Source organism: Brevibacillus laterosporus LMG 15441 (assembly GCF_000219535.2).
Taxonomy (GTDB): domain Bacteria; phylum Bacillota; class Bacilli; order Brevibacillales; family Brevibacillaceae; genus Brevibacillus_B; species Brevibacillus_B halotolerans.
This window is the reverse complement of sequence record NZ_CP007806.1, coordinates 2,465,294-2,490,893: the sequence shown is the minus strand read 5'-3', so window position 1 is coordinate 2,490,893 and position 25,600 is coordinate 2,465,294. Positions and strand designations below refer to the sequence as shown.

Below are 25,600 nucleotides of genomic sequence, written 5' to 3'. Positions count from 1 at the left end.
TTTACCTCCCACGTTTTCTGATCTGTTTTTGTTTCTGCATTGCTTCCTTACGTTTTAAAGCTATTTCCCTATTTACAGTCACCGTTGGCACACTGCTTATCTCCTGACTCAGTCTATGTGCCAATGTATGGATGGTGGGGTAACGAAACATATCAATAACCGGCAATTCTCTTCTGAATATTTCATTAATTTCTTGATGAACATGAAGTAATCGATAGGAATCTCCGCCAATATGGAAAAAATGATCATGAATACCCACCTGTTCAACACTTAGTGCCTGCTGCCAAATTTTTGTCAACGTTCTTTCTATTTCTGAGATAGGAGCCAGATTTACCGTCTGCTCGTCTTTACGGTTGGACGGATTTGTTTCAATAAAATTAATTTTTTTGCGATTAATTTTGCCATTTGGAGTCAATGGAATATTATCGAGTAACCTGATTGCGTTTGGTATCATAAAGAAAGGAAGCTTTCCCTGTAAAAATTCTCGCAATTCTTTTTCTAGAGAAAGAGAAGCTCCTTCTTCTTGAGAAATAGGCACAACATATGCGACTAATTTTTTACCGTACTTCTCATCATCTTCTACTACTGTCACGCACTGTTTGACTACTGGATGCTCACATAAAACATGTTCGATTTCTCTGATTTCAATTCGATGCCCGCGTATCTTCACCTGATCATCAATTCGACCTACGTATGCAATACGTCCATTCGGTAAAAATCGAGCTAAATCTCCAGTGCGATAAAGTCGAATCGCCCCCTGCCCAAGCTCTTCAAACTCAACATAGATGAATCTTTCTCTAGTCAAGTCCTCTCGATTCAAATATCCACGTGCCAAACCAGTACCACCGATATACACCTCACCAATCACGCCAACAGGAACAGGCTGCTGGTTTTCATCTAATATAAATATTTTTGCATTTGAAATAGGCTGTCCAATGTCCGGTGGTACCGGGTTGTTCAGCTCTTCTTGTCTATTTGAACATACATACTCGCCACTAGTTGAACATACCGTTGCTTCCGTAGGTCCGTACGAATTAAAAAAACGACGGTTTTTTCCCCAACGAACAGCAACAGTAGCAGGACAAACTTCTCCACCTACCTCCAAGGTTTGAAGATGCGAAAGCTCTGCATCAGGAAGGATAGTCATTACCGAGGTTGGGACTGATGCTATAGTAATTCTTTTCTCATGCAACCAATCAATCAATTGTTTGCCTGGAAATAAGCGGTCTTTCGTATCCATGCATATTGTACCGCCGCTAGCAAGTGTCGGAATAATTTCACAGACTGAGGCGTCAAAGCTAAAGGAACAGAATTGTACCATCCTGGTTTCAGGCGATAATTTATGCAAATCGCGTCTTGCAAAGATTAAATTACTGAGACTTTTGTGTTCAATCATGACACCCTTTGGCCTGCCAGTCGAACCAGAGGTATAGATGACGTAAGCCAAATCATTCGGATGGGGAGAACATAATGTTTCCAAGTGACTTTTTACTCTTGGAGCGCGCTCTATGTCCGCTACAAACTGCAAAACGTCGATCCTCTCTCCCAAAAAGCCAATATCCGATAGAGCAAGCTCCCCCGTTGTAAGCAAAATAGATGCGGCACTATCCTTTAGCATGTACGCAATTCGTTCCGGTGGGTAATCAGGGTCAATAGGCAGATAAGCAGCACCAGCTTTACTTACAGCCAGCAGGCTGACAATCATCTCGATGCTACGCGGAACCATGATCGCGATTATGCTTTCTCTACCGGCTTTTTCTCGTAATGTATGTGCCATACAAGTAGACAACTCATCTAATTCCTGATAGCTTAGTGCCTTCTCCCCAAACTCTACCGCAGAATGCTCTGGTATCTTACTTACCTGTTCTGCAAATAAATCGACAAAGGTTTTCTCTAGCGGAAATTCCTTTTCTGTTCGATTCCAATCAACTAAAATCTTTGTTTTTTCTTCTACTGAAAGCAGGTCCAATTCTTTGATGCACTTCTTCGGGTCTCTCAAAGCGCTTTCAATGATTGTTCGGTACCGCTCGCTCCATTCCCTAATCTCTTCTTGAGTAAATATCTCCAGATGGTGATCAAAATCTAGCTGATAGCTTTTCATCTCACGTCGATCTTTAATATGTAGAACTAACTCCTGTGCCTCGTATCCACTGAATTGTATGTCAGATGTATAACGTAAATCATCCTGCATATCGAATTCTAACACCTGAAATTCCATTGCTATTGAAAAGAGCTGCTGGACGTCTGGGTGCTGCTCTCTCACCTTGGACAACAATGTTTGATAGGGATATTTCTGATGCCGAAGCATTTGCCTTTGCTGTTTCGCGATCTCTTGACAATGACTAACAAAATCCAAATCAGGATTGATCAGATGGCGAAACGGGAGCGTGCTTGCAAACATCCCAAATGTATGTTTATCACGAGCATTTGAGCGATTGCTAATAATATGTCCTACGGTAACATCTTTCTTACCCGTGATCCGATAGAGGTATAAGTAGAAGGTACCTAGAAAAAATACATTAGGGCTGATCCCATATGTATCACAAAAGCATTCAATTTGATTACGAAGATCATGTTGTATAAACAGGCTATGCCGTTCACTAGCGATATTGCGAGACAACTCATCTTGATCACTAAGACTTACTAATTCTGGAACCTTTTCGAACTGACTACTCCAATAGGCCTCATCCAATGAAAAGCGCCTAGACTCTAGATATTCCCTTTCTCTATCGAGCATCTCTATATAGGAAGGCTTTACTTGCTTCTCCCGCTCTTCCCCTTTGACTAGCTGCTGATAGCAAGCAACGATTTCTTTAATGGCATATAGCATGGCTACACCATCAGCGATCAGATGACTAAATTTCATATAGAGAATTGTCTCGGTATCTGTTTTTTGTAATATGGCAAAGGAATACAATGGCCCTTCCGAGAAGGAAAAAGGCTGTTTCGTGGTTTGACTAAGCCATTCTTGAATTGCCTGCTCTCTCTGTTCATGAAAACGAAAATCAATTATGGGTATACTTGGATGGGTGTCTTCGGAAATCATTTGCATGGGAAACTTATTTGTATCGGATTGGCTGAAGATCGTTGTGAGGCGAATTGAGTCATTTTCACTAATAAAATGATGAATTGCTTTAATCAAAAAATCATGTTGTAGGCTTGAAGAAAAAACAAACGAAGTAGCTAGATTCGTTGCCCCTACATTTGGATAGATATTTTCCACAAACCAAATTCGCTTTTGGGCATTGGTCAATGGATAGGACGAAACTGCTTCTACGTGCATAAATGCTGCCCTCCCATATGTAAAATTTTAACGACACGACATAAAACCTTACCTCCACATAAAAAAGAAGCATTGTATAAATACTTATCCTTTATACAACGAACTATAGATCACTATTTAGTAAGTAACACATGGCGAAAAGATTTTTAGGCATTCCTCCTGTAGTCATAAAAGATAAATTTTTATGGTATATATTTATTATTTAACCAATACTTTACTAAATTATCCTAATTCCGCCTTGAAATGTCAATCAAATCTGAATACTTTTATTACACATAAATTTTAAAGAAATAAAAGGATTGAATCCCAATTTATAGAAATAAATATATGTTTCTACATTTCATTCAAGGAGAGGGTTCAAATGAAAAAAAGTCTTGCCGCTCTGATGGTCAGCACACTTTTAGCCAGCATGTATTTTTCTCCAGCTTATGCTGCAACAAAAGCAACAGGAGTTGACTCCAAATCGATTACAAATGTAAAATCATTGGATGCAACGGTTTCTGATCCGAATCGATTCAACGGTTTACGTGTTAAGGTAGTCGATGAACCTACCGTGTTTCTTATTATGGATGGAAAGAAAAGAGGAATTGTTAGCGAGGCCGTGTACTTCAGATTATTCCGTTCATGGGACGGCATTCAATCATTCTTATCACTTGATGGCATCCCTGATGGACCCGTTATTAACGAAAATACACAATTGATCAAATATCAAAACAATCCAACGGTATATTTAATAGATCATGAGAACGGAAGAACTGTGAAACGCGGATTTGTTAGCGAGGCGGCATTTAACAAATACAGCTTTGATTGGAATAAAATAATTACGCTTCCCGATTCCTTGCAAAATACCATTCCTGATGGTACTCCCATCACCCATTAAAAGTTACGTTTAATAGCCTGAAAAACACCTCTTACCGTAGTTGCTTGTCTTTCCTGTGTGATGGACTGCCACCTTTAAGAGGTGTTTTTATGTTAGGTAACAGATTGGGGACACAACCATTTAGTCTCTTTTGTGTAATGTAAGAAATCCCTTACTTCTGCCCTTCGCCTACAAGCAAACCCCAAAAATACCCCCTGGTTCTCTAAAAGCTCTCCAGCTAAAATACGTTCACCTACTACCTATTTTTTAATACGTACTTTATCTTCCCTTTATAAAAAGAATGGATGTTTAAAACAAGTGATGACAAAATTAACACATTTTAAGTGATTGAAATCACGACATAAATTTAAAATTATTCATATTCTTAATCCAGATACAAAATTTTAAACTTTATGGAGGCATTCATATGGAACATACATTTACCGAGTCTTCTATTATTGGTGAGATTGTAACAAAATTTCCAAAGGCAAGCGACCTTTTCAAATTATATAAGATAGATTTTTGCTGCGGTGGTAATAGACCCCTTATTGACGCTATTCAAGAAAGAAATTTATTGGCTGATGAGGTGATAACAAAATTAAACACCCTGTATCATGATACAAAGCTTTTACATGAATCTGTAATTGATTGGACAACTGCCTCTTATAGCGAATTAATTGACTATATTGTGAATAAACATCATCGTTACTTAAATGAAGAATTGCCACAGCTAAGCCCTTATGTAACAAAAGTGCTACGCGTTCATGGATCGCAACAACCACATTTAGCTCGAATTCATACGTTATTTCATGAGTTAAAAACAGAATTGGAACAGCATTTAATAAAAGAGGAGACTGAGGATTTCCCATTGATTTTAGCATTTGAGCAGCATGCAACAGATGAAAATTATACAAAACTCTGCAAGGTAGTGGAAGAATTGGAGAATGAGCATAGCCACGCCGGCACTATTATCAAAGAGCTTCGGACCATTACAAATGACTTTACCCCACCAGAAGGAGCTTGCGGTACTTATCGTCTGGTCTACCAACGCCTTGAGGCACTTGAAGCCGATTTATTCCAGCATATCCATCTAGAAAATAATGTGTTGTTCCCACGTGCAATAGCACGAACCTAAGCCTCTTCCTAAGAAATGGGACATGAGTAAAAAGTCGCTCATATCCCATTTCTTCTATATTTTATGGGTTGAGTATAAGATTTCATGAAGCATGCAATGTCCCAATTTGCAAATACAATGGCAAAACCCTCTAACCTTCCTTCTAGACCAGTCTTTTGCTACATGTAGCCATTGATATTATATAGAAAGAATATGCCTAGATTGGGTAAGGAGTTGTCTATATGAAAGAAGATTTAATTCAGAAGTATGTGCGAAATATCCCCCTTTTTAACGAACTTTTGGATGAAGAGCTTCAAACTATTGTGGATATTTCTCAGGTTCGAACGTATAAAGCAAGGTCTTTTGTATTTTTACAGGGTGATTCACTTGATCGTATATTTTTTATCCATTCGGGTAAGGTGAAAATTCAAAAAACAGATAAAACCGGAAGAGAACAGATTGTTTCTGTACTCCAAGCTGGAGAAATGTTTCCGCATGCGGGATTCTTCAAAAAAGGTACTTTCCCAGCAAATGCCGAGATACTAGAGCTTGCAGAATTAATTGTTATACCAATCGTTGATTTTGAGAATGTTTTACTTCAGTATCCTCGATTATGTATTACATTGTTTAAAACTCTAGAAGAAAAGATTGTGGATCTCCAGAATAGATTAGAGGAAAAAATTCTTCATGATACCTATGAACAAATTATTATGCTATTGCTGCGCTTATGTAAATCAAATGGCATCCAGATTCAGGATAAATACAAAATAACGACTCAATTTACGAATCGTGAACTCGCGAGTATGATTGGCACTTCTCGGGAAACAATTAACCGCACAATTAATCGGTTAAAAAGAAAAAAGCTGATTGATATTGATGAAAACGGATTCTTTATTCTGACTCCAGAAAGATTGCAGGAAGAAATCGCATAATGGAAACCTCTCCCGCCTTATCTTTCAAAATAAGAAGCTCATCATTCAAGTTTGATTAGCTGCACCTTTTCATAGCCTAAGTGCTATCCCCCATTAGCTTCCTTACACAAATTCTAGTAAAGCCTTCAAAAAGTTTGTGATTTCACTCACAAACTTTTCATTCTCCCTATGCTACACTTTCAATGAGAATCACTATCACTCATTGCTAAAAGTGAGCAAACTGGCAAATTGATGGTTTTAGGTAAATAGATCGCGTTGGTTCTTTATCAAATGATAAGCACAAGCAAATAGTAAAGGAGAATTCCTATGAGTGAAATAATTAATAATCGTGAACAAAAAAGCATGAATTCATTTGAAAGGCAAGCTATCTTAAAAAAAATTATAAAAAATCTTCATCAAGGGAAAAGTGTAGAAGATGTGAAGGCTCAATTTGAAGAAGCTGTTGGGAATATTACGGTTGCAGAAATTTCTCAATTAGAACAAGCTCTCATGGAGGAAGAAGGAATTCCAGTTGAAGAGGTACAGCGCTTATGCTCGGTTCATGCTGCCATTTTTAAAGGTTCCATTGAGGAAATCCATAGATCAGACAAACCAGAAGACCAACCTGGCCATCCGATTCATACCTTTAAGCTTGAGAATAAAGAAATAAATCATCTTGTGAACTTCAAACTGAAGCAGCATTATGAGCATTTTGAAAAAGAAGATAAGCAAGAAAACGTCTATTTGCTTATGGAAGATTTAAATCTGTTGCTGGATATCGATAAACATTACAGCCGAAAAGAGAATTTACTTTTCCCTTTCTTAGAGAAGTATGGCATCTATGGGCCAACAAAAGTCATGTGGGGCGTCGATGATGGCATTCGCAATGGCATTAAAAATGTTAAACAAAAATTAACAAACTACACTGGAGACAATAAAGCAGTCTTAGATGGCCTTTCTTTTGTTATCCGTGAAGTCAATGAAATGATTTTTAAAGAGGAAAATATCTTATTTCCTATGGCATTACAAAATCTTACGGAAGACGAATGGATTAAAATTGCTCATGAAAGTGCTGAGATTGGCTTTTGCTTAACAAGTCCTGCCGGTGTATGGAAGCCTGAAAGACAAGCTATCGCACAACAGTCTATATCTGAAGGTTTTATTCGTTTGGAAACAGGCATTCTCTCTTTAAAGCAATTAGAGCTGCTCATGAATCACTTACCCGTGGATATTACATTCATTGATCAGGATGATGTGGTACGTTACTTCTCCCATGGAAAAGAGCGGATTTTTGCTCGCACGAAAGCAGTAATAGGCAGAACAGTTCAAAACTGCCATCCTCCGAAAAGTGTTCATATCGTTGAAAAACTCTTAGAAGATTTTAAAGCTGGTAATAAAGATTGTGAAGATTTCTGGATTAAGTTTCAGGACAAATATGTATACATTCGCTATTTCGCTATAAGAAGTGAAGATGGTGAGTATATGGGCACCCTTGAGTTTACACAAAATATTAGTCCTATTCAAGAAATTGAAGGCGAAAAACGAATACTCTCCTAAGCTTGGGATTGTCACGAATTACCTTGACCGTTTTCGAAGGAGGTTGAATCCTAGCCTGTATAGCGATTCACCCTCCTTAAGCGGTTCAGGCTATTGACTCATTCTTAAGCAATTAAAAATAAATAGTGGTTCGAGTTTGTGAGAGCTTTTTTATGATCATATTCTATATTTTTGAAGGCGTTATTGCTCCAGAAAATAATGAAGATTCCCTATTTAGTAGCTATGGTGCCTTTCTTATGGGCTTGTAACCAGACTACTTTAAGTATTATCTGTACTTCATTCAAATTTAGTTTACATAATAATAATTACGTTAAGTTTAACTTTACCTACCTCCTATGGTCTTCTGAATAGTTTATGCCATATCTCTTTCTTCAATTTAAACAGTGTCCTTTAATCCCCAAATGCAAATATTATTTCCGCCTCACAAGCTAGTTCTCCATCAACTGTAGCAATACCTTTGCCTTTCCCAATAGCACCCTTTAATCGAGTAATCTCAACCTCTAGACGAATCTGGTCTCCAGGTTTTACTTGATGTTTAAAACAACAATGATCTATACCGGCTAAAAGCCCTAAGCGCCCTTTATTTTCTGCCTTAGTCAGCATCACAATGGCTCCTACCTGAGCTAATGCTTCTATAATTAACACACCTGGCATAATCGGATCATTCGGAAAATATCCTGTAAAAAATTCCTCATTCGCTGTAACATTTTTTATACCAACTGCTCTCCTCCCTTTTTCTAACTCCACTATCTTGTCCACTAAAAGAAATGGATAACGATGTCTAATAACATCCATAATCTGTTGAGTATCTACCATCATTATTCCCCCTGAATAATTACCGATTATCCCAATTTTATCACTTCATACTAATAGTTGGTACTATAAATTAGTAGCTTTCACCTACACTCGCTAGTGTTTTTAGACGGTTCCATAGTAATTTTTGATTGCTGTATAACAAATCTACCCTATCACAAAAAGGAAATGAATGTTTGGTCAGCACTTATTCGTGAAAATGCTTAAAATCCCCGATGGTAGTAGGGATGGTTTTTCATTCGTGGAAAGTTACTTATAAAGATTCTCCTTGAATACTGTTTCTTAATTAGCATTCAGCAAATCAAATTAACCATATGGCATTATAGCCAACACGGGGCATGAAGCTAGTTTGACCTGTTTCAACAATTTGAACCTAATCGAAAGGTTGTAATCCTCCCTTCGGACCTTCTTCTTGGAATGGAGTTTTTTTTATTTAGGACCGGGCGGCTCCGGAACGAAAGGTTGCCCTCGTAGTTTAAATGTCAATAACACCCTTTTTCACAAAAATAAAAGAGCAGTCATAATCTGCTCTTTTATTCGGTGCAACTTCCCTGATGTTACTGAAATGTGGGTGGGATCTCTAAATGAGCCGTTGATTCTCCCATCAAGATTGAAATTCATTAGTGGTATAAGCCTCAGCAAAACCATAAAATGTCCATTTTCATCCAGAGTGTAAACCTTATCCATATACCCGTGTGAAACAAAAAACATAAAGAGATATTTAATATTTCTTTTTATAATTACCTAAAGCAAGCAAAGGCCAAATGTACCGGTAGCTGTGGTAGTGAAAGTAAAAACCGCCGGGTAATCCTCCTCCTGTCGGATAGGAGTGCGTCCAGTCCTGATTTTTTTCGGAATCAATTAAAAATTGAATTCCACGTTCAATTGCCGGAATTGGCTTTTGGAACACTGAAATGAGGGCATCCACTCCCCACGCAGTTTGAGAAGGTGTACTGGCACCTAAAGAAACATATGTTTTAACAATATCGCTCTTACATGACTCTCCCCATCCCCCGTCTTCATTCTGGATTTTTATTAACCACTGTACAGCTTTTTGAATTGCAGGATGTTCATACGAGACTCCGACAGCCATTAGGCCGGTAATAGCGGCCCATGTGCCGTAAATGTAAGAAATGCCCCATCTCCCGTACCAAGAGCCATTGGCTTCTTGATTGCTTAGAAGCCACTTCACCCCCTTTTGAATCTGGGGATGGCCGATGGTAAATCCCGCATTGTTGCCGAGAAACTCCAAAGTCCTACCTGTTAAATCTGCCGTAGAAGGGTCTGTACTAACTGCGTCTGCCGCATCGAAGGGAAGCCAATTTCCTATTCTTTTATCCGTATTTTTCTCAAATGCCGGCCAACCTCCATCGGCATTTTGCATCGATAACAGCCAATTGAGACCTCGATCCCATGAATGGTGGAAGGTCGGGTCTGTTTCTCTTAATTTGCTTATTGCTCTTAATGCAGCCGTTGTGTCATCGACGTCGGGATTGATGGTATTAATATCGGAAAAGCCCCATCCCCCTGGTAAAACAAAAGGATTTTTCATCATCCAATCACCATATTTATGATGCTGGCGAGAGAGTAAATAGCGGCCAGCGTTTTGAATTGTAGGCTCAGATGCAGAAACCCCGGTTCCTTGCATAGCATGAGCCAATAAAGCGGTATTCCAGACCGTTGAAGTCGCAATCTGAATATGTAAATGTCCATTGGTCAGGCAAGTCATTGCTTTCAGCCCTGAAATCGCACGGGTGATCACTGGATGATTGGCCGAATATCCAAGGGATAGTAGAGCGAATATCATAAGAAACGTGGAAGTGAAATAGCTGTACAAGGTTCCATCCGGTTCAATTCTTTCCAGTATATAGCGTTCAGCCTGACGTAGCGCCGTATTATGGATTTGCGACGGAAGGTAAGGAAGATTCTTGAGACCATCCAAGATTGTGTTAAGAAACGCACGGTATTGATGGGATCGTTGATTTGTCAGATAGGGATGGTTGCCCAATGCTGTTGGAAGGTCGTTTTTTCGAAGATCGGACATGTCTGGTGTTCTTCTTGTTTTCATTACGAACTTGCGGTCTGCAACGACCAATATGGGTGCGATGTGTACTCTAGCATATCCGACAAAATCGAAGAAATTGATGGGGAGCCAGTGCGGCAGCAGGATGATTTCAACCGGGATTTGAAAGTATCCCGACCAAGGATACTGCCCTGTCAAGGCAAGAAGGAGTTTTGTTAGCATACTTGCCTCCGAAATTCCGCCTTTGGTTAATATAAACTTCTTTGCTAATTGCATGTGCTCATCCGTTTTCTGGCTGTACCCTGAAAAAAGCAAGGCATAGTATGCTTCAATGGTTGCAGACAAATTTCCTTCCTCTTCATCATGAAACAGCTTCCAGGCTCCGTTTTTCTCCTGCCTTATCGTAATGCGATCGGCCAAACTTCTAATTAACTCCTCGTCATCAATCATTAAGGTGCGTAATAGGATTATCATATATGCATCGGTTAGTGGTCCGCTTTCCGAACAATAATGCCAGGCGCCGTCAGCTGATTGAGCTTTTTGCAATAGATGGATTATGCGTTTAATTTCTGATTCAGCTTTTTCTTTCATATTTCAAACATACCTTTCTAAAACCCAAGTGTAATGCCTATATCCACTCTATTCATTTTCAGACGAAGGGTTCTTACAAGGGAGAGGAAAAAGTATGGGAATCCGGATTCTGAAGAAGAATTTTGACTGGTTTAAACAAAGTCAATTTCCGCCTCTTCTTAAAATAAACAAAGAATTGAAGAAGAGATTGAAAGAAGTCAACAAGCCTCTCATGAAAGAAGCGGAATTACCCGAACAAGATCAAATATTGATTCGTCAAATTAAAGAATCCACACGCCGGCTAAACTTGAACAATGTAACGCGGACTACGGCGTATTTTGACTACTATCGAAAACATCCAGAGATACACTGGGCCTTGTTGGGTCACATGGTGTCGCGAAATGGCGGCTGGAATATGACGGATTTGAAGGGAGAGCTTCTGTCCAAATTACTTTCCGACTCGGAACAGAAGGATTATTTTCTGTTTCTGGAGCGCGGCAATTGGTTGATTTTCCAAGATGTCTATCCTCAATTACTGCTGTATGAGGAAAGTTTGAAAAGAGAGACGAGCTTGTTCTATCTGCTTTCTTTTTTTCATGTATCCATCTTTATGGAGGTTATGTGGGATCATTTCTGGAAGAATGGAGACCGCTATCTTCTGGCGATTGCCCTAGTCATCAACGAGCAGAGCTATCTGGAAAAAAGGGTGATTCAGAATCCCCATTATCAAAAAACGGTTCTGGAAACGAAAGAGTTCAAAGTTCAGGATTTATTGAGTTTAAATCAAATTCTTTTCCCATGTTGTAACAATATGAACAAGGTTCCCGGGCAGGTACCTGACCTTATCGGACAAACGCTTCATCATTTTGCTTCCCTTCAAGAACGCATATTATTGGGTAAACGATTATATTCAGTGCTTTTTGGCTCTTCTGAAATTCTACAGGGCGTAATAAACTGGGCGGCGGATCATCCGCATACGGGTTCCCGTAAAGATTACTGGCCCCATCTGTTTAACGACGTAAACGAATCTGTGCCATCTACGCCTAGAACTCCCTATAAGAGGCGAACGGATGATTGTCAATTGAAAGCTGGAGCTAATCGATTATTCAGCCCAAAATTACAGTACGCTTGGAAAAATATAGAGCATGGTGAAGCGGAAATCGAGGATTGGTTTGAGGATTGGCAAATCTTAACCTACTTTATCAATCAAGAAAAAAATGTAAATGGGGAGATCTATCATAAATACTGTAAAACACTGGAGAAAATCGAACTTGCGGTCATGGCCAAAACAGCCATCTTTTAGAGAGAAACTTAAATCTTATGTTCCAACAATGATATTTGTTTCTTGGTTGGGAACTTATCTGGATCTCATCTTCGTGGAGAAGCAATTGTATTCTTTTCCAGTGCGGCCGTTTTCCGATATTTTTAAAATCAATATTATGTTTACTCTGTGTATATTGCCGATTGTTACAGCTATCTTTCTACATTGCTTGCAGTCGATGAACTCATGGCAAAGAAAGGGACTCATCCTGTTTTCCGGCATAATAGCGGCAGGAATTGAACAGATATCGGAACAACTGGGATGGTTTGCCCACAGCAGCGAATGGCAGCATTTTTATTCCTTTTTCGGTTATATCTTATTTATGTGGCTTGTTTGGAAATTTCATCTATGGATCACTCATTTATCAGAAGAAGCCCCTTAACAATAATGGGGTTCAACCAAATATTTTTTCAAAACAAAAAAGGAACCAATGAGTTGAAAGCTTTCTCGATTTTGGTTCCGTTTAGATACTGGACATGTACGGTATCCCCTGCTGTGGATGTATCGTAGGTGCCTATAGAAACAAGGATACAAATCCCCCTGCCATTCATTAATATAATGGTAGGGGGATTTATGTAACTCATTTATAATAAAAATGGCAACAGATAGAGTTTATTCCTTTGAATATATCGACTAATTTGATGAAAATAATTTTAGATATCAATCCATGCTAGTGGTTAAAGTGAAGCTTACCAATGCACTAGAATCTCCACTATCATCATAATCTTATGAATAATCAAAATTGTTGAGGATCGTTTCAATACAATTGAAGAATAATACGAAAATATAGCATCAAAATGGTGAAGATTTTCTTTTAAACAAATGGGGCAGTTTAGTTGAAGATAAGCAACTAGGATTAGTGAATAGCTTTGACAGATAATTCATTTTAAATTATAGTAAGTACTACACTAACTACTAAAGGAGTTATCATGGAAGAACTCTACAAAGAACTTCAGAAATGGGGCTTTTCGCAATATGAATGTAAAGCATATATCGGACTTTTAAAAAATTACCCCATAACAGGATATGAAATAAGTAAAAGATCAAGTGTACCTCGTTCAACGATCTATGAAGTATTGGCAAAATTAATAGATAAAGGTGCGGTTTATGTAGTACCTTCTGACCCTGTGACCTATGCACCCTTACCAGCAAAAGAATTAATCCGCCGATTGCGTAATAACTTCGAAAATTCTATGGATTATCTTGAAAAGAATTTATCTGCTTTAGAAAGTGAACAGGAAGTAGATGTCATTCGACGCATCAGCAGTGATGAATATGTTGATGCCGAAATGATTGACATGATAGATAAAGCAGAAGAAGAACTATGGTTGTCGATTTGGGAACCACAGGTCTCTTGTATAAAAAGTGCTATAGATAGGCGTGTAAATGATGAAATCCATGTTTTTTCTATTCTTTTTGGAGCACCTGAGATTCAGCTTGGTGTAACTACTCACCACAATTACATGGCTCCAGAAGTAGCTGAGGAACGTATGAATGGTCGATTAACGATTGTTGCGCGCGACAATAAAGAAGTATTAATTGCAAATTTTTCTCCAAATACACCTGCATGGGCGATAAAAACAGAAGATCCAGCACTTGTATTAATCGCAATGGAATACATCAGGCATGACATTATGTTTTCAGAATTAGTTAAAGAAATTGGTCCAGAGAAAACAGAAGCTCTCTGGAAAAACGACCCTAACCTATTTCATGTTGTTACTGGAAAACGGTTCAAATAACTTGAACCGTATTTTCTTTCATTTTTTCGTAGTAGTTATTGTGTTAGCTTCTAATTTCCAAAAATAAGGAGGGAATGAAATGAGCCTATCGAACGTCCAAATGAATTCGTCTCAGAGGTATGAAGATAGCTTTATCAAAGGAGTAAAAGATTGTATCCCTACATTACTGGGTTATTTAAGTATCGGAATAGCTGCTGGTGTTATTCAAAAGGCTGCAGGACTTAGCATAGCTGAGATAGCTCTGATCAGTTTAATTCTCTATGCTGGCTCAGCTCAGTTTATTGCTGCAGGAATGATGGCAACAGGTAGTTCTCTTACTGCCATTATTATTACTATTTTATTTGTTAATCTTCGTCATATTTTACTTAGTGCAGCCCTAGCACCTTATTTTCGGCATCTTTCTCCACTTAGGAACATGCTAGTAGGTTCTCTCCTCACCGATGAGACATTCGGTGTCGCTATTAGTGAGACTGCGAAAAAAAACCAAATCAGTGAAAAATGGATGCATGGCCTCAACATAACAGCTTATCTAAATTGGTTTGTTGCTAATTTAGCAGGAGCATTTTTGGCGCAATGGATTTCAAATCCTGAAAAATTCGGTCTAGGATTTGCCTTGCCAGCCATGTTTATTGGAATTCTTATACTAACAATGTTAGGACGAAGTAAAATCAAACTTGATATAGTTGTCGCAATTATAGCAGTTGTCATTGCTGTGGGAAGTACTTTCTTGTTGTCCAGCAGTATGGGTGTTATTGTTGCTACAATTATTGCTTCAACAATAGGAATGGTGGTGGAAAAATGGAAGTAAGATGGGAAGTTTTTTTGATTATTCTAGGGTCAGCTTTTGTAACGTTCATTCCAAGGGTCGTTCCCCTCATGGTACTAAGTCGTTTCGAATTACCAGAATGGGGAATGCGATGGTTAAATTATGTCCCCATTTCTGTTATAGCTGCTTTGATTGGTCAAGAGATATTTATACATGATGGAAAGATTGCATCCCTTACAAATAACATTGAATTTTTAGCAGCCATACCGACTTTTTATATTGCGATAAAAACACGTAGTTTACTGGGAACCGTACTGGGAGGTATTATTTCCATTATAATTTTACGCTTTTTGTTTCAAATCTAATTTCGTTCCCACAGATAAATACATGCCCAATAATGACCGAAATGGTCAGCCAGCAAGACTAGTGATTGGTCCATCTAGAAGAAGTCCTGCTCTCCACAAAGGTTTAAGCAGGACCATTCTCTTTTACATTCTATCTACAAATTCTTAGCTATATGCGGCTTGCTGTAATGGCTCGTTCCGCCGCCGCCAACCAATACTCGTCCGCCCTTGTTGAAAATGAGCAGCTTGCTCGAACCGTTAGTTAACAAGACGGTCACTTTCGCGCGATTGGCTGTTGCAATATAGATCACGTAGCCGCTTTTTGACACAATGGTTCTCCATTTCCGGTCGAACTCGGATCTGGCGACACGGTTGGAATAGACTTGGTTCTCGACTTTGCGGGTTGCTGTTTTTTTGAGCATGCAGAATGTCACCTCCCGTCAGTATCATCATATGCATGCCCTGCCGATTGGAATGGACAATTATCAAGGCTTGGCAAGCCTGTTTTGTTTGCATTGTCTCTCAAACCGGATTATGATAACAGTAAACACAGCCGTACATCACAAAGGAGTGAATTAAATGGCAAAGAGCAGCGCACGCAAGCACCGGGATAAAATGATCCGCGAAGGGAAACGGAATCCCGAACTTAACAGGAGCATTTTTGCCCTGGTCGATATGACCCAGCGTCGAACAAAAACAAAAGCGGAAAAATTGAAACAGAAAAAGCATAAAAGACCGTTATCCTTTCAAAGTGATGATGGTCTTTTTTCTGCGGTTTGATCTACGCAATCCGCTCTACTAATCTTGTAGCTAACGCCACCAAGTTTAAAAATCACTTTTTAAATATTCTGGCGATTGAAGGTGATGCTAGGCGGAAGGCACATACCAATAAACAAGAACCACAACACAATGATTAGCCGTATCGTGAGGAAATTCTTTAGCTCCTCTTATTTTTGGGTTACTGAAAAATTATTTTTTATTGGTTGGGTATAATCCCAACTATCAATCTACTATTGTATTTTTTAATCAATTCATCTTCTTGTATACTACCATTCGCACCACTTCCATCCTGATACTGTTCTGAAAACGAAGCATTTGGAAAACCATATTCTATCCGTTACCACGTTCATAATCGCCCATATAATACCAAACCAGTCTTGGTTCATAATATACTACTTAGCTTCATGTTTTTTTGTTATGAAATGCTATTCCTGGAGCGCCTTCCGCATTCAATAAAAGTGCACGCAGATAAATCAAGCAAAAGACAGAAAAAATCCATTTTTGGTTAACGGTTATTTCAGGCCGTATTTCTAAGAATGGATTTTTTCTGTCCTATTTGCTATTGTAATTGTTCTGTGAACAAAGTTATCATTTATTCCTTCAAAGTCTATAACATCTCAATAGCCAAATGATTCCCCCTATCAAATTAAACTCTATCTTTTCTAAGTCATAAAAGTGCATGTATGACCTATATTTTCTTGCGTTACTCTTGCAGATATTCAATAAATTTCTACCTTCATAGTTGTAGGATTTAATGGAAGAATGCAATTTCTTTCAAGGGAAGCTTTTCGCTTATCAATTCTTGACTAATCCTTTTAAAATTTACTGAGTCATCCTTTTGAATCTTAGCGAGATTTTCTCCAACAATCTATATGTCTTTAATATCTGCTTTTGCGTATATTTTCTCTTCGTCTAATCAAAGTATCTAGAGACATGTTCGATTTTTGGTACTAGATTGCCCATTCTTGTCCATTCTTGTCCATTCTTAAATGGTATATTCCAGACCAGCTCAGAGTATAAAAAACGCCAAATCGGATATGTTCGGGGCTAACATATATTTTTGCGAAATGTTAGTGGGCCCCCTACCATTAGCCAAATCCTATTTATATATTCCCTCATAATATAAACAAGCTAAAACAATATTAAATTGGTTTAAAGGAGTGAGAACGAAGTGTCTCTAAAGAAATTTGTAGATGCATTACCTATTCCTCCTGTTATTGAACCAAAAGGTAAACGTGATGGCATACCTTTTTATGAGGTAAAGATGAGGCAAATCCAACAAAAACTACATCGAGATCTACCGCCGACTACCGTTTGGGGCTATAACGATATGTACCCAGGTCCGACATTTAATGTTCGCAGGAATCGTCCCATTCTTGTGAAGTGGGAAAATAAACTACCTTATCAACACCTTCTGCCAGTAGATACGACCGTTCATGGTGCCGATCCTAGTCAACCTTCTGTCAGAACGGTGACCCACTTGCATGGGGGGCGTGTTCGCCCGGAAAATGACGGATATCCAGAAGCCTGGTTTACCAAAAACTACGAAAACGTCGGCAGCAAATTCTTGCATGAAGTTTACTACTATCCGAATTGTCAGCGTCCGACTACTCTCTGGTATCATGATCATGCCCTTGGGATCACTCGATTAAATGTGTATGCCGGGTTAGCAGGGTTTTATCTTATTCGAGATCAGAAAGAGGAAAAACTGAATCTCCCGCGAGGAAAATATGAAATTCCCTTAGTGATCCAGGATCGTTCCTTCTATCCTGACGGTCAGCTCTTCTATCCATCCCAGCCCGGCCAAGAACCACCACCTGCACCACAGCCACCTCCTCCAACCGATCCAGACCTCCCGAATCCATCGGTTGTTCCGGAATTTTTCGGAAATACGATTCTCGTCAATGGAAAAGTGTGGCCCTATCTTGAAGTCCAACCGCGAAAATACCGATTTCGAATCCTCAATGGTTCCAATTCCCGTTTTTACCGTATGCGATTGAGTTCAGGTCAAGATTTCATCCAAATCGGTACGGATGGTGGGTTATTGAAAAAACCTGTACCGATTTCTGAAATTATACTGGCTCCGGCAGAACGAGCAGATGTAATCATCGATTTCTCCAGACATAAAGGGGAGAATATCATACTGACAAATGATGCACCAGCACCTTTTCCTGATGGAACTCCTCCGTCACCAGACATTTCGCAAATTATGGAATTTCGCGTTAAACAAAAAGGGTTCAAGAAGGATAACAGTAAAGTTCCCAAAAGACTAAGTTGCTTGGAGAAACTTGATCCTAAAGATGCTATAACTGTCCGAAAAAACTTTTTAGTTGAAAGTACCGATCAATTTGGACGACCGTTGCTCTTACTCAATAACATGAGGTGGTTCGATTTAATTACAGAAACACCATATAATGGAACAATCGAAATTTGGGAACTTTATAATGTAACCCCTGATACCCATCCGATTCATTTGCATCTGATTCAATTCCAGATTCTCAATCGAGCACCAATTACCGTGGATGAAAATGGGAATATCATTGATGTAGGAAAAGCAAAGGAACCTGATCCGAATGAAATGGGTTGGAAAGATACGGTACGTGCAAACCCTGGTGAAGTTACCCGTATCATTGCACGTTTTGGGCCGTTTACCGGAACTTATGTTTGGCATTGCCATATCCTTGAACATGAAGATCATGATATGATGCGACCATACGAAGTACTCAAAAACCACGATTTTGATCCATGCATCCCTATTCGAGGTGTATGCCGGGACGATTCATTCACCCAATGTTGTCATGAGGACGATGAAAACTGTAAATGTAAAGAACGCAACCCTAAAAAATAAAAAAAATATATGCTCCCCTCCAGATAGACAGGTGAAATATCATAACCTGTATCAGAGGGGGCTTTTTTATATCGTTGATTTTTCTAGTGAAGAGCATCAATCCTATAGATTCCATCACAAAAGTTTCGTTTTTAATTTGGTAAATGAAATAACGCAGATTTTTAGAGATTAAGTTTAAAAAAAGGTAGTTTTGATCTACATTTCCACCCTGCTTTAGTTCCGATACTAACCATTCTGCCTCGTTCGAGGGTTCCAATTGATCCAACCAATTCAATGATTCCAAAATAAATCCTCCAGTTGTTTATTGTAGTAAAAAACCTCATTCCTCCCTTCTTCGTAGTTTGGAATGAGGTAATAAATTCAGCTAGAATGGTTTCTGCTTTTTTCCGAGAAACAATTACAATAAATTCATCTGGAGAATCACCTTGAATTACATCTAAAACAATAACGTTATCGGTATGCCTAACGAATCCCTTCAATGAAATAAAATCATGTTCAGAAAACCCTTCATCTGAGCAAGTCGCCTTAACACCACCAAGGTCTAAGTGAACAATTTCTCTTCGTTCAATTTTCGTTTCTCCTTCTAGTCTTAAAGGGATATCTTTTGATTCAATTTTCTAAACTACTGCTTGTAATATCTCTTTGCTCTTTTTTGCTTGTTTTACAAAGTCTAAAGGATCACTCGTCCAAAAAATATGTTGTTCACTCATAAAAAATATCCTCCTCTAGCATTTATAGTTTTATGATCTTACATCTTGAAAAAAACAAAAAAGACAATACGATCTATGAAAATTCTAGAATCAAATTATAAATGTTAAGGTCTCTAATCTAGACCATTTCAAGAAGTAAATAGGTGTAATTTAGTAAACGATTTTAACCAAATTGGATATAGAATCATCCAAAATTGACAAAGATAATTTTAGACTTAATCCGGTTGTTTATAAGGTAATCTTGTGCAATCAAACAGACCAAAATCAGTTAAAAAGATTGGTCCACCAAATCAATATTTTACGATTATATGAATTACTTTATTATCCTTTTATTTACATTAATTGTTAACGATCTTATAATATAACGGAACTATTAAATTGGCGGGATTTGGAAAGTGAATTTTAGATTACTTACATTTGTACTTTTACTCAGCTTAGTTAGTCAAACCATTTTAACACCGTTTCAAGCATTTGCTGCTTCAGATGAAAACTATATAACGAACATTCTTTTTTAAGAAGAACAGGTGCATAAGAAAATATTTTATTTTCCTTGTTACGAACGTGAACAACCGGCATGTCCGAATTTAGTTTTTTCAATATCCAATCCTTATTTTTATAATATTGCAAAATAGACTGCCCTAAATAAGGACTACTTTCAGAAACTGTATATGGAGCAACTTCGTCATACACGTAACTAATATGGTAGAATCATATCTGCTTTTGTTTCCTTTTCCATTTTTCAATCGATTCATAATGTTTCCATCCCTAATGGTCATAATAGTGACTCGTTAGGTAGGATCTTGAGGTGGCTTCAACAGCAGACTGACAAATGCTCCGCCTAAAGCAAAGCATGCTGTCAGTAAAAAGGTGTCAGAATAAGCAATCATTTCAGCAGCAACCGGATTATCCTTATATTCATTTACTGTATGACTAAAGGTACGCATTGCTTGAAAGTTACTCAAGCAGGCAATCGCCACCGGTATGATTAGATTAGCTCCTGCTGCAGTTAAAGGTGTGATTCTACTGATCATCGAAGCCGGAGCTGATTGTAGAATATATGTGTTTAATGACATCATGCATAATCCCATTCCAATCCCAAGCAAACCGACTATTCCTGCAATTTGTAGATAATGTGTTATGTCACTTATCCGGGAAAGTAGTAATAAAGCCACAGCAATCGTTCCCATACCAGAGCAAGCTAATAGCCGGATCCCGAAGCGGTCGTATATTTTCCCACCTACTGGCATCAACAAACCAGAGGTTATAGCAAGCATGCTCATAATTATTCCCGCATCGAAAGGGCTGTAAGAACGATATTTTTGCAAAAATATCGGAATAAATACTAGCGATCCATTTAGAGCTGCATATTGAATTGTACTGACAATCATGCCCCTGCGAAAGCGATAGGCACGAAATGCCCTTAATTCTAGAATAGGGTTTTCATGACGGAGCTCATGGATACACAACCAAATCAGCAATAAAGTTCCTGTCCCCCCCATCAGAATGGATCCCCACTTATTGGTACTATGCTGATTTATACTCAAAGCAAGAAGTACAAAAGCTGTTGGTGCTAACATAGCCCCAAGTCGATCAAACGGCTGCTGTTTATTGTGAGTTTTTTGAAGATGTACATGTTTACACAGATGGCGCAAGCCAAGCCAAACAGCAATCGTTCCGATCGGAAGATTGATCAGAAAGATCCATTGCCAACCCATAGCCTCAAGAAACCAACCGGATAAAATCGGTCCTGTTGCTGGTGCAATCAGCATAGGTATACCAATCATCCCCATAATCTGTCCTTTTTTGTCTGGAGGCGCCAGCCTATAAATCATTGCCATGCCAATCGGCTGAACCATCCCCCCACCCAGTCCCTGAATGATACGGAAAGCGATAAGCTGTTCCGAATTTTGTGCCATCGAGCATAGCAGTGAACCAAAGATAAATAACATAATCGTCATTAAATAAGCCCGGCCTGCGCCAATTCTGTCAGAAAACCACCCTGATATTGGAACGGTAGCTGCCATCGCCAGCATATAACCGTTGATGACCCACTGTAATGTCTCAAATGAAACCTGAAAATCCTGTGTCAGGCTTGGAATAGCTACATTCATCGCTGTACTATTGAGCATAACCATCATCATGCCAGGAATAATTGCAATCATGGCATAAATAAACGATTTACGATTTAACGTAACTACAGTATTCATATTTGAAGTTGCAGCAGATGCGTCTCTTTTAAACATGTACCTCTCTCCAATTCATATTGATATAATGAACAAGGTGTTGATTAACATTGATAATAAAATTATAATTGATTGACTCGGATATCCAATGTTCATCCGCTATCCTTGTGTTCATTAATCAACGGCAACTAGAAAAATGATCAGTAAGTTACTGAAATTTTGGAGGAAAATAATATGACAAATAGAATTGATCGCCGAATTCTCAGGACTCGTCAACTGTTACGCGAAGTGTTTCTTGATCTGGCGTTAGAAAACGGTATAGACAACATTACCGTAAAAGAACTGACCGATAGAGCTGGTTTGAACAGGGGCACCTTTTATTTGCATTATCAGGATATACAAGATTTTGTTGAACAATTTAAGAACGAAATACTGGAAGGCTTCTATTCAATAATTAAAAAGCTTGGTCACGACATCGATCGGAAAGAGCCTTTTGGTCCCCCGCCACCTTATGGCTATGTTCGCCCCTTTGAATACGTGGTTGAACACAAACGATTCTTTCAGGTATTCATGAGACCAAATGGAGACACGTCCTTCGGATCTCGATTGACCCAATTAATACGTGAGCAGTTTCATGGTTCATATCGCTATTTCAAAACCGAAAACTTGAGTGAGATCCCCGTCAAACAGCAATATTTATTTGCCTACCTTGCCTCTGCCTATGTGGGAACCATTCACTTCTGGATACAGCGAGATCTCGACCTGTCACCAACAGAATTGACCATATTATTTTCACAAATCTCACGCCTCGGATCGGCACACCTGAATTTTAATTTCTAAATCCAATCCCACATAAAGCTCTCAGAGTCTCCCTAAATCCAGGGAAGATCCATAATTCCACGGTGTGTCCAGATCACGAATAGTTCTTCTTTACCTGCTTTCTCTTTTACAATTCGAATCCCATTTTTTGAACTTCCGCAATACCTCCTGCTCATTTGCGTAGGCTCGGCTACCCAAATAACCCATTTTGGCGGGAAGGCGAACCTGCTTTGAAGGAGCTTACAGGAATAGATTACTGTATGTAATAGGTAAAAGACCGTCCGAAAAACTATCTTTCCAATGATTTGAAGGATAGTTTATTGAAAACAGTGAGGAAGGATGATAAGCTTCCTTAAAGTAGACAGGTGAAATAATAAAATCTGCTGCTCTAAGGGGAGTTTTTTCATGCATAAAAAATGGAGTGCGCAAGAGAAATTGGCGGTGTTACAGGAAATCGAAAGAGCCAAATAGGATTGGCAGCTGGTGCCGCCGCTTGTTCTGCTTTCTCAACTTCAAACTCATGGCGAGCTTCTTCAGTAAGCTTCTAGAAAAGCCTTTTAGTTTCTTGAGTAGTTTTCTTAGCCACTTTTCTCATTTCCCCCTGTTTTCTCTTGTTTGGTTGCAGATGGATATGAGATCATTGAGTTGGAAAGTGCTATGAAATAGAGAAATTAAATCATTTGCAACAAAGCATGGGTTTAAAAGAAAAGAGGACGGGTTTACATCAGTTAAAGCATCATAGACTGTTTTGTTACCGGAAGACTGCATTAAATAGATCGTGACAAAACGAGTGAAGTCCTGTATTTTATTTTCCTCAAACTTTGCTTTTTTTTGTTTTAAATTTCTTATAGGTGCTCGATACATGTAGTAGCCTGCCAAAACTCCAAAACTAATAAAAAATGGTTTATAGTTCCCAGCAATAAACAAAGACAAAATTAAAAAGAAAAGTGGGTAAATACAGGCATTAGCAATTTGCGCGATCTGTATATCTTCTGGCCTTGTATTAAATTCCCCGGACTTTTCTAACTCAAATTTTAACTGCTCATATGAATTTTTTGATAATGGATTTATTTGCTGTATTCGTTGATATAACGGGTAAAATATTTTGTGAACAGATGATTTTGATATAATCTCCCGTTCTTTGTTAGCCATCGACTCTGATTTTATAAAATCATTACTAGCTGGTTTTTTAGAAGTGGGATTGTAAATTTGATAAAAGGCCCAAAAAAAAGCAGCTCCTGTTGCAATAGAAAGAGCCCCAATATTTATGCTCACTTCTTCTCCCCCTTTTTAGAAATCAAAAAAGCACAGTGAGTCCAATTTGCTAAAAAAGCAATACCGTAGAAATTATGGTTGGACCTCACTGTGCCTACGCACCCATGAGAAATTTCATTCAATTACCGTATATTGTATAATAATTTTGTTAGTTTTTCAAGAAAAATCAGTATTAAAATAGATTTTTAGCTTGTAGCTTCTTTCTATATGTCCAGGTTGTCCAACCGGTGATTCCTATGACAACGACATTCATAATCATTTGAATGGGTCCCCCGGCCATTGGATTATTATCGGGCAACATGAAGTGTAATGAAGCAACCATTACCACAATGAGATAGAACATATACAAACTTTCTTTTTTAGATCCATTAACTTCTCTATGATATCGTACAGTGTGCTTTTGCTGCCTTCTTAGCATATCCGAAGCATCCCGAACGATGTCCCTTGCCTTTTCTTCCGTTTCTTCAGCTATCTCAACAATCATATGAAAATACTCCAATTGATTAATATCTAATCGATGTGGGATATCTTCCAAAGCTTTTTTTAATGGGATACTTGCCTGCTCGACCTTATTAATAGCTTTCTGATACTCTTCTTTAAGAGGAGATTGCATAAATGGAATGGCTGCCTTTATAGCATGAAAGATAGGAATATCTGCTTGCATCTGTTGTTCAATTGCATTTATTGCTTGTTCCGCTCTAAGTGGAAGCTCGTCTGCAAATTTTTCTTCTTTAGATCGAAGAAGTATATAGGGAATCATAATTCCCAATGTAATTCCTGCAAGTAAAACGAGAACATTACTACATATCGCATATCCGACAGATCCGGATATGGTTCCTATGATAAACCATCCCTGTTGATAACCCTTAGAAATCTGCCAATTTACGCGTTGCGCTCTTACAGAAAAACTGCTGTTTATCTTTTTCTTCTTTTCTTCGGCACTTATATGCCTTTCTGACTCTTCTCTCTGAGAAATAAGGATAGATAATGGCTTCTTTTTTAATCGATTGGCTATTTCAGTAAATACCAAGAAAAGTAGGAATGTACCTATAATGAAATAGATCAAAATAAAATGTTCTCCCTTCCAATTATCAAGAATCGTCTTAACTCCCCCTAGTCTTCCCAATAAAAGAGCGCATCGTAAACTTTGTATGGCTTATCTACTAAAATTGTTGGAATATAGGCTTCAAAGCAAAGTGTTTCTTTCAAGTAATCCTTATCTAACAATTCATAAGAATAATCCTTTAGTATCCTTACAATATTCTCTACTTCGTTCTTCCAATTTCCTTCAGGTATCTCATAGATTTGATTAATGGTAAGAAAATCATGACCTATATTACTTCTATGTATTGAGATTTGACCTTTTCCGAACACTGCAACTGGTGCTAATCTACAAATATACAACCTAATCCCGGTATAATATCGGAGGCCACCCGCTTGTCGTGCTAAACTCTCCTCATTCTTCCAGCAAAATACGCTTACATATGATGCATATCCACTTCCATGACTATCAAAATCTACTTCAAAAGATAAACCCTTAATTTTTTGTATCGATTCGACTACACTCTTAATATACTTATCGGTTTGATCATAATCATACTCGTACAAATTATAGGGATGAAAGCTGCCAACTGGATTACCATCTATGATTGTTTCTAGTTCTTCTTTTGAAAACTTCACTTGGA

Annotated in this window: 20 protein-coding genes; 12 read left to right on the top strand and 8 right to left on the bottom strand. The window is 38.4% G+C overall.

What is annotated here, in order from left to right; translation table 11 throughout:
• Position 1: 1 nt before the first annotated feature.
• On the bottom strand, positions 2 to 3,283 hold the full coding sequence (locus BRLA_RS11395; RefSeq protein WP_003337574.1) for a non-ribosomal peptide synthetase: 3,282 nt from the start codon (positions 3,281 to 3,283) through the stop codon (positions 2 to 4).
• A 361-nt stretch (positions 3,284 to 3,644) separates the two neighbouring features.
• Between BRLA_RS11395 and BRLA_RS11390 the strand changes: the two genes are divergently transcribed.
• The 4 genes from BRLA_RS11390 to BRLA_RS11375 all read left to right on the top strand — a co-directional run bounded on the left by BRLA_RS11390 (position 3,645) and on the right by BRLA_RS11375 (position 7,724).
• On the top strand, positions 3,645 to 4,163 hold the full coding sequence (locus tag BRLA_RS11390) for a hypothetical protein (protein ID WP_003337573.1): 519 nt from the start codon (positions 3,645 to 3,647) through the stop codon (positions 4,161 to 4,163).
• A 406-nt stretch (positions 4,164 to 4,569) separates the two neighbouring features.
• On the top strand, positions 4,570 to 5,277 hold the full coding sequence (ric, locus tag BRLA_RS11385) for an iron-sulfur cluster repair di-iron protein (protein ID WP_003337572.1): 708 nt from the start codon (positions 4,570 to 4,572) through the stop codon (positions 5,275 to 5,277).
• A gap of 221 nt (positions 5,278 to 5,498) precedes the next feature.
• Positions 5,499 to 6,188 carry a Crp/Fnr family transcriptional regulator gene (locus BRLA_RS11380; RefSeq protein WP_003337571.1) on the top strand — a complete coding sequence of 230 codons (690 nt, stop codon included), beginning with the start codon at positions 5,499 to 5,501 and terminating at the stop codon, positions 6,186 to 6,188.
• 306 nt (positions 6,189 to 6,494) lie between these two features.
• Complete coding sequence (locus BRLA_RS11375; RefSeq protein WP_003337570.1) at positions 6,495 to 7,724, top strand: DUF438 domain-containing protein; 1,230 nt, start codon at positions 6,495 to 6,497, stop codon at positions 7,722 to 7,724.
• A gap of 390 nt (positions 7,725 to 8,114) precedes the next feature.
• On the opposite strand, the gene fabZ is transcribed toward BRLA_RS11375, so the two are convergent.
• Complete coding sequence (gene fabZ / locus BRLA_RS11370; RefSeq protein ID WP_041752142.1) at positions 8,115 to 8,540, bottom strand: 3-hydroxyacyl-ACP dehydratase FabZ; 426 nt, start codon at positions 8,538 to 8,540, stop codon at positions 8,115 to 8,117.
• A gap of 718 nt (positions 8,541 to 9,258) precedes the next feature.
• On the bottom strand, positions 9,259 to 11,151 hold the full coding sequence (gene shc, locus BRLA_RS11365; protein ID WP_003337565.1) for a squalene--hopene cyclase: 1,893 nt from the start codon (positions 11,149 to 11,151) through the stop codon (positions 9,259 to 9,261).
• Positions 11,152 to 11,245: 94 nt separating this feature from the next.
• On the opposite strand from shc, the gene BRLA_RS11360 reads away from it, so the two are divergent.
• The 5 genes from BRLA_RS11360 (at position 11,246) to BRLA_RS11340 (ending at position 15,321) form a co-directional block, all read left to right on the top strand.
• Complete coding sequence (locus BRLA_RS11360) at positions 11,246 to 12,433, top strand: DUF2515 domain-containing protein (RefSeq protein WP_003337564.1); 1,188 nt, start codon at positions 11,246 to 11,248, stop codon at positions 12,431 to 12,433.
• Positions 12,354 to 12,833 (top strand): CBO0543 family protein, encoded by a 480-nt coding sequence (locus BRLA_RS11355; protein ID WP_324826041.1) that lies wholly within the window; start codon positions 12,354 to 12,356, stop codon positions 12,831 to 12,833. Before BRLA_RS11360 ends, BRLA_RS11355 begins: the two co-directional genes overlap by 80 nt.
• A 547-nt stretch (positions 12,834 to 13,380) precedes the next feature.
• Positions 13,381 to 14,190 (top strand): TrmB family transcriptional regulator, encoded by an 810-nt coding sequence (locus BRLA_RS11350; RefSeq protein WP_003337561.1) that lies wholly within the window; start codon positions 13,381 to 13,383, stop codon positions 14,188 to 14,190.
• A gap of 79 nt (positions 14,191 to 14,269) precedes the next feature.
• A complete protein-coding gene (locus BRLA_RS11345; protein ID WP_003337560.1) occupies positions 14,270 to 14,998 on the top strand; it encodes an AzlC family ABC transporter permease in 729 nt (242 codons plus the stop codon).
• Entirely contained in the window at positions 14,989 to 15,321 is a 333-nt protein-coding gene (locus BRLA_RS11340; protein WP_003337559.1) for an AzlD domain-containing protein, read from the top strand. Before BRLA_RS11345 ends, BRLA_RS11340 begins: the two co-directional genes overlap by 10 nt.
• A gap of 134 nt (positions 15,322 to 15,455) precedes the next feature.
• Here the strand turns inward: BRLA_RS11340 and BRLA_RS11335 are convergent, their stop codons facing one another.
• Complete coding sequence (locus BRLA_RS11335) at positions 15,456 to 15,722, bottom strand: hypothetical protein (RefSeq protein WP_022586544.1); 267 nt, start codon at positions 15,720 to 15,722, stop codon at positions 15,456 to 15,458.
• Positions 15,723 to 15,879: 157 nt separating this feature from the next.
• Here BRLA_RS11335 and BRLA_RS11330 point away from each other — a divergent pair, with 157 nt between their 5' ends.
• Positions 15,880 to 16,080, top strand: coding sequence for a hypothetical protein (locus BRLA_RS11330; protein ID WP_041752139.1), 201 nt, complete (start codon positions 15,880 to 15,882; stop codon positions 16,078 to 16,080).
• Positions 16,081 to 17,251: 1,171 nt separating this feature from the next.
• Entirely contained in the window at positions 17,252 to 18,928 is a 1,677-nt protein-coding gene (locus tag BRLA_RS11325; RefSeq protein ID WP_003337554.1) for a multicopper oxidase family protein, read from the top strand.
• Positions 18,929 to 20,426: 1,498 nt separating this feature from the next.
• Here the strand turns inward: BRLA_RS11325 and BRLA_RS11310 are convergent.
• Positions 20,427 to 21,881 carry an MDR family MFS transporter gene (locus tag BRLA_RS11310; RefSeq protein ID WP_003337551.1) on the bottom strand — a complete coding sequence of 485 codons (1,455 nt, stop codon included), beginning with the start codon at positions 21,879 to 21,881 and terminating at the stop codon, positions 20,427 to 20,429.
• A 174-nt stretch (positions 21,882 to 22,055) separates the two neighbouring features.
• Here BRLA_RS11310 and BRLA_RS11305 point away from each other — a divergent pair, with 174 nt between their 5' ends.
• On the top strand, positions 22,056 to 22,661 hold the full coding sequence (locus tag BRLA_RS11305; protein ID WP_003337550.1) for a TetR/AcrR family transcriptional regulator: 606 nt from the start codon (positions 22,056 to 22,058) through the stop codon (positions 22,659 to 22,661).
• A gap of 570 nt (positions 22,662 to 23,231) precedes the next feature.
• On the opposite strand, the gene BRLA_RS11300 is transcribed toward BRLA_RS11305, so the two are convergent.
• The 3 genes from BRLA_RS11300 to BRLA_RS11290 form a co-directional block, all read right to left on the bottom strand.
• The gene (locus BRLA_RS11300; protein WP_003337546.1) at positions 23,232 to 23,915 is read right to left on the bottom strand and encodes a hypothetical protein; all 684 of its coding nucleotides are present in this window, start codon (positions 23,913 to 23,915) and stop codon (positions 23,232 to 23,234) included.
• A gap of 172 nt (positions 23,916 to 24,087) precedes the next feature.
• Entirely contained in the window at positions 24,088 to 24,981 is an 894-nt protein-coding gene (locus BRLA_RS11295) for a type II secretion system F family protein (protein ID WP_003337545.1), read from the bottom strand.
• Positions 24,982 to 25,028: 47 nt separating this feature from the next.
• Complete coding sequence (locus BRLA_RS11290) at positions 25,029 to 25,595, bottom strand: hypothetical protein (protein WP_003337544.1); 567 nt, start codon at positions 25,593 to 25,595, stop codon at positions 25,029 to 25,031.
• Positions 25,596 to 25,600 lie beyond the last annotated feature (5 nt).

What these genes read in the sequence shown, in the direction of transcription:
- BRLA_RS11345 (WP_003337560.1), top strand. Translation starts at nt 14,270, where the DNA reads ATGAGCCTATCGAACGTCCAAATGAATTCGTCTCAGAGGTATGAAGAT.
- shc (WP_003337565.1), bottom strand. Translation starts at nt 11,151, where the DNA reads ATGAAAGAAAAAGCTGAATCAGAAATTAAACGCATAATCCATCTATTG.
- BRLA_RS11360 (WP_003337564.1), top strand. Translation starts at nt 11,246, where the DNA reads ATGGGAATCCGGATTCTGAAGAAGAATTTTGACTGGTTTAAACAAAGT.
- BRLA_RS11375 (WP_003337570.1), top strand. Translation starts at nt 6,495, where the DNA reads ATGAGTGAAATAATTAATAATCGTGAACAAAAAAGCATGAATTCATTT.
- BRLA_RS11390 (WP_003337573.1), top strand. Translation starts at nt 3,645, where the DNA reads ATGAAAAAAAGTCTTGCCGCTCTGATGGTCAGCACACTTTTAGCCAGC.
- BRLA_RS11355 (WP_324826041.1), top strand. Translation starts at nt 12,354, where the DNA reads ATGGGGAGATCTATCATAAATACTGTAAAACACTGGAGAAAATCGAAC.
- BRLA_RS11330 (WP_041752139.1), top strand. Translation starts at nt 15,880, where the DNA reads ATGGCAAAGAGCAGCGCACGCAAGCACCGGGATAAAATGATCCGCGAA.
- fabZ (WP_041752142.1), bottom strand. Translation starts at nt 8,540, where the DNA reads ATGGTAGATACTCAACAGATTATGGATGTTATTAGACATCGTTATCCA.
- BRLA_RS11335 (WP_022586544.1), bottom strand. Translation starts at nt 15,722, where the DNA reads ATGCTCAAAAAAACAGCAACCCGCAAAGTCGAGAACCAAGTCTATTCC.
- BRLA_RS11395 (WP_003337574.1), bottom strand. Translation starts at nt 3,283, where the DNA reads ATGCACGTAGAAGCAGTTTCGTCCTATCCATTGACCAATGCCCAAAAG.
- BRLA_RS11350 (WP_003337561.1), top strand. Translation starts at nt 13,381, where the DNA reads ATGGAAGAACTCTACAAAGAACTTCAGAAATGGGGCTTTTCGCAATAT.
- ric (WP_003337572.1), top strand. Translation starts at nt 4,570, where the DNA reads ATGGAACATACATTTACCGAGTCTTCTATTATTGGTGAGATTGTAACA.
- BRLA_RS11310 (WP_003337551.1), bottom strand. Translation starts at nt 21,881, where the DNA reads ATGTTTAAAAGAGACGCATCTGCTGCAACTTCAAATATGAATACTGTA.
- BRLA_RS11340 (WP_003337559.1), top strand. Translation starts at nt 14,989, where the DNA reads ATGGAAGTAAGATGGGAAGTTTTTTTGATTATTCTAGGGTCAGCTTTT.
- BRLA_RS11305 (WP_003337550.1), top strand. Translation starts at nt 22,056, where the DNA reads ATGACAAATAGAATTGATCGCCGAATTCTCAGGACTCGTCAACTGTTA.
- BRLA_RS11380 (WP_003337571.1), top strand. Translation starts at nt 5,499, where the DNA reads ATGAAAGAAGATTTAATTCAGAAGTATGTGCGAAATATCCCCCTTTTT.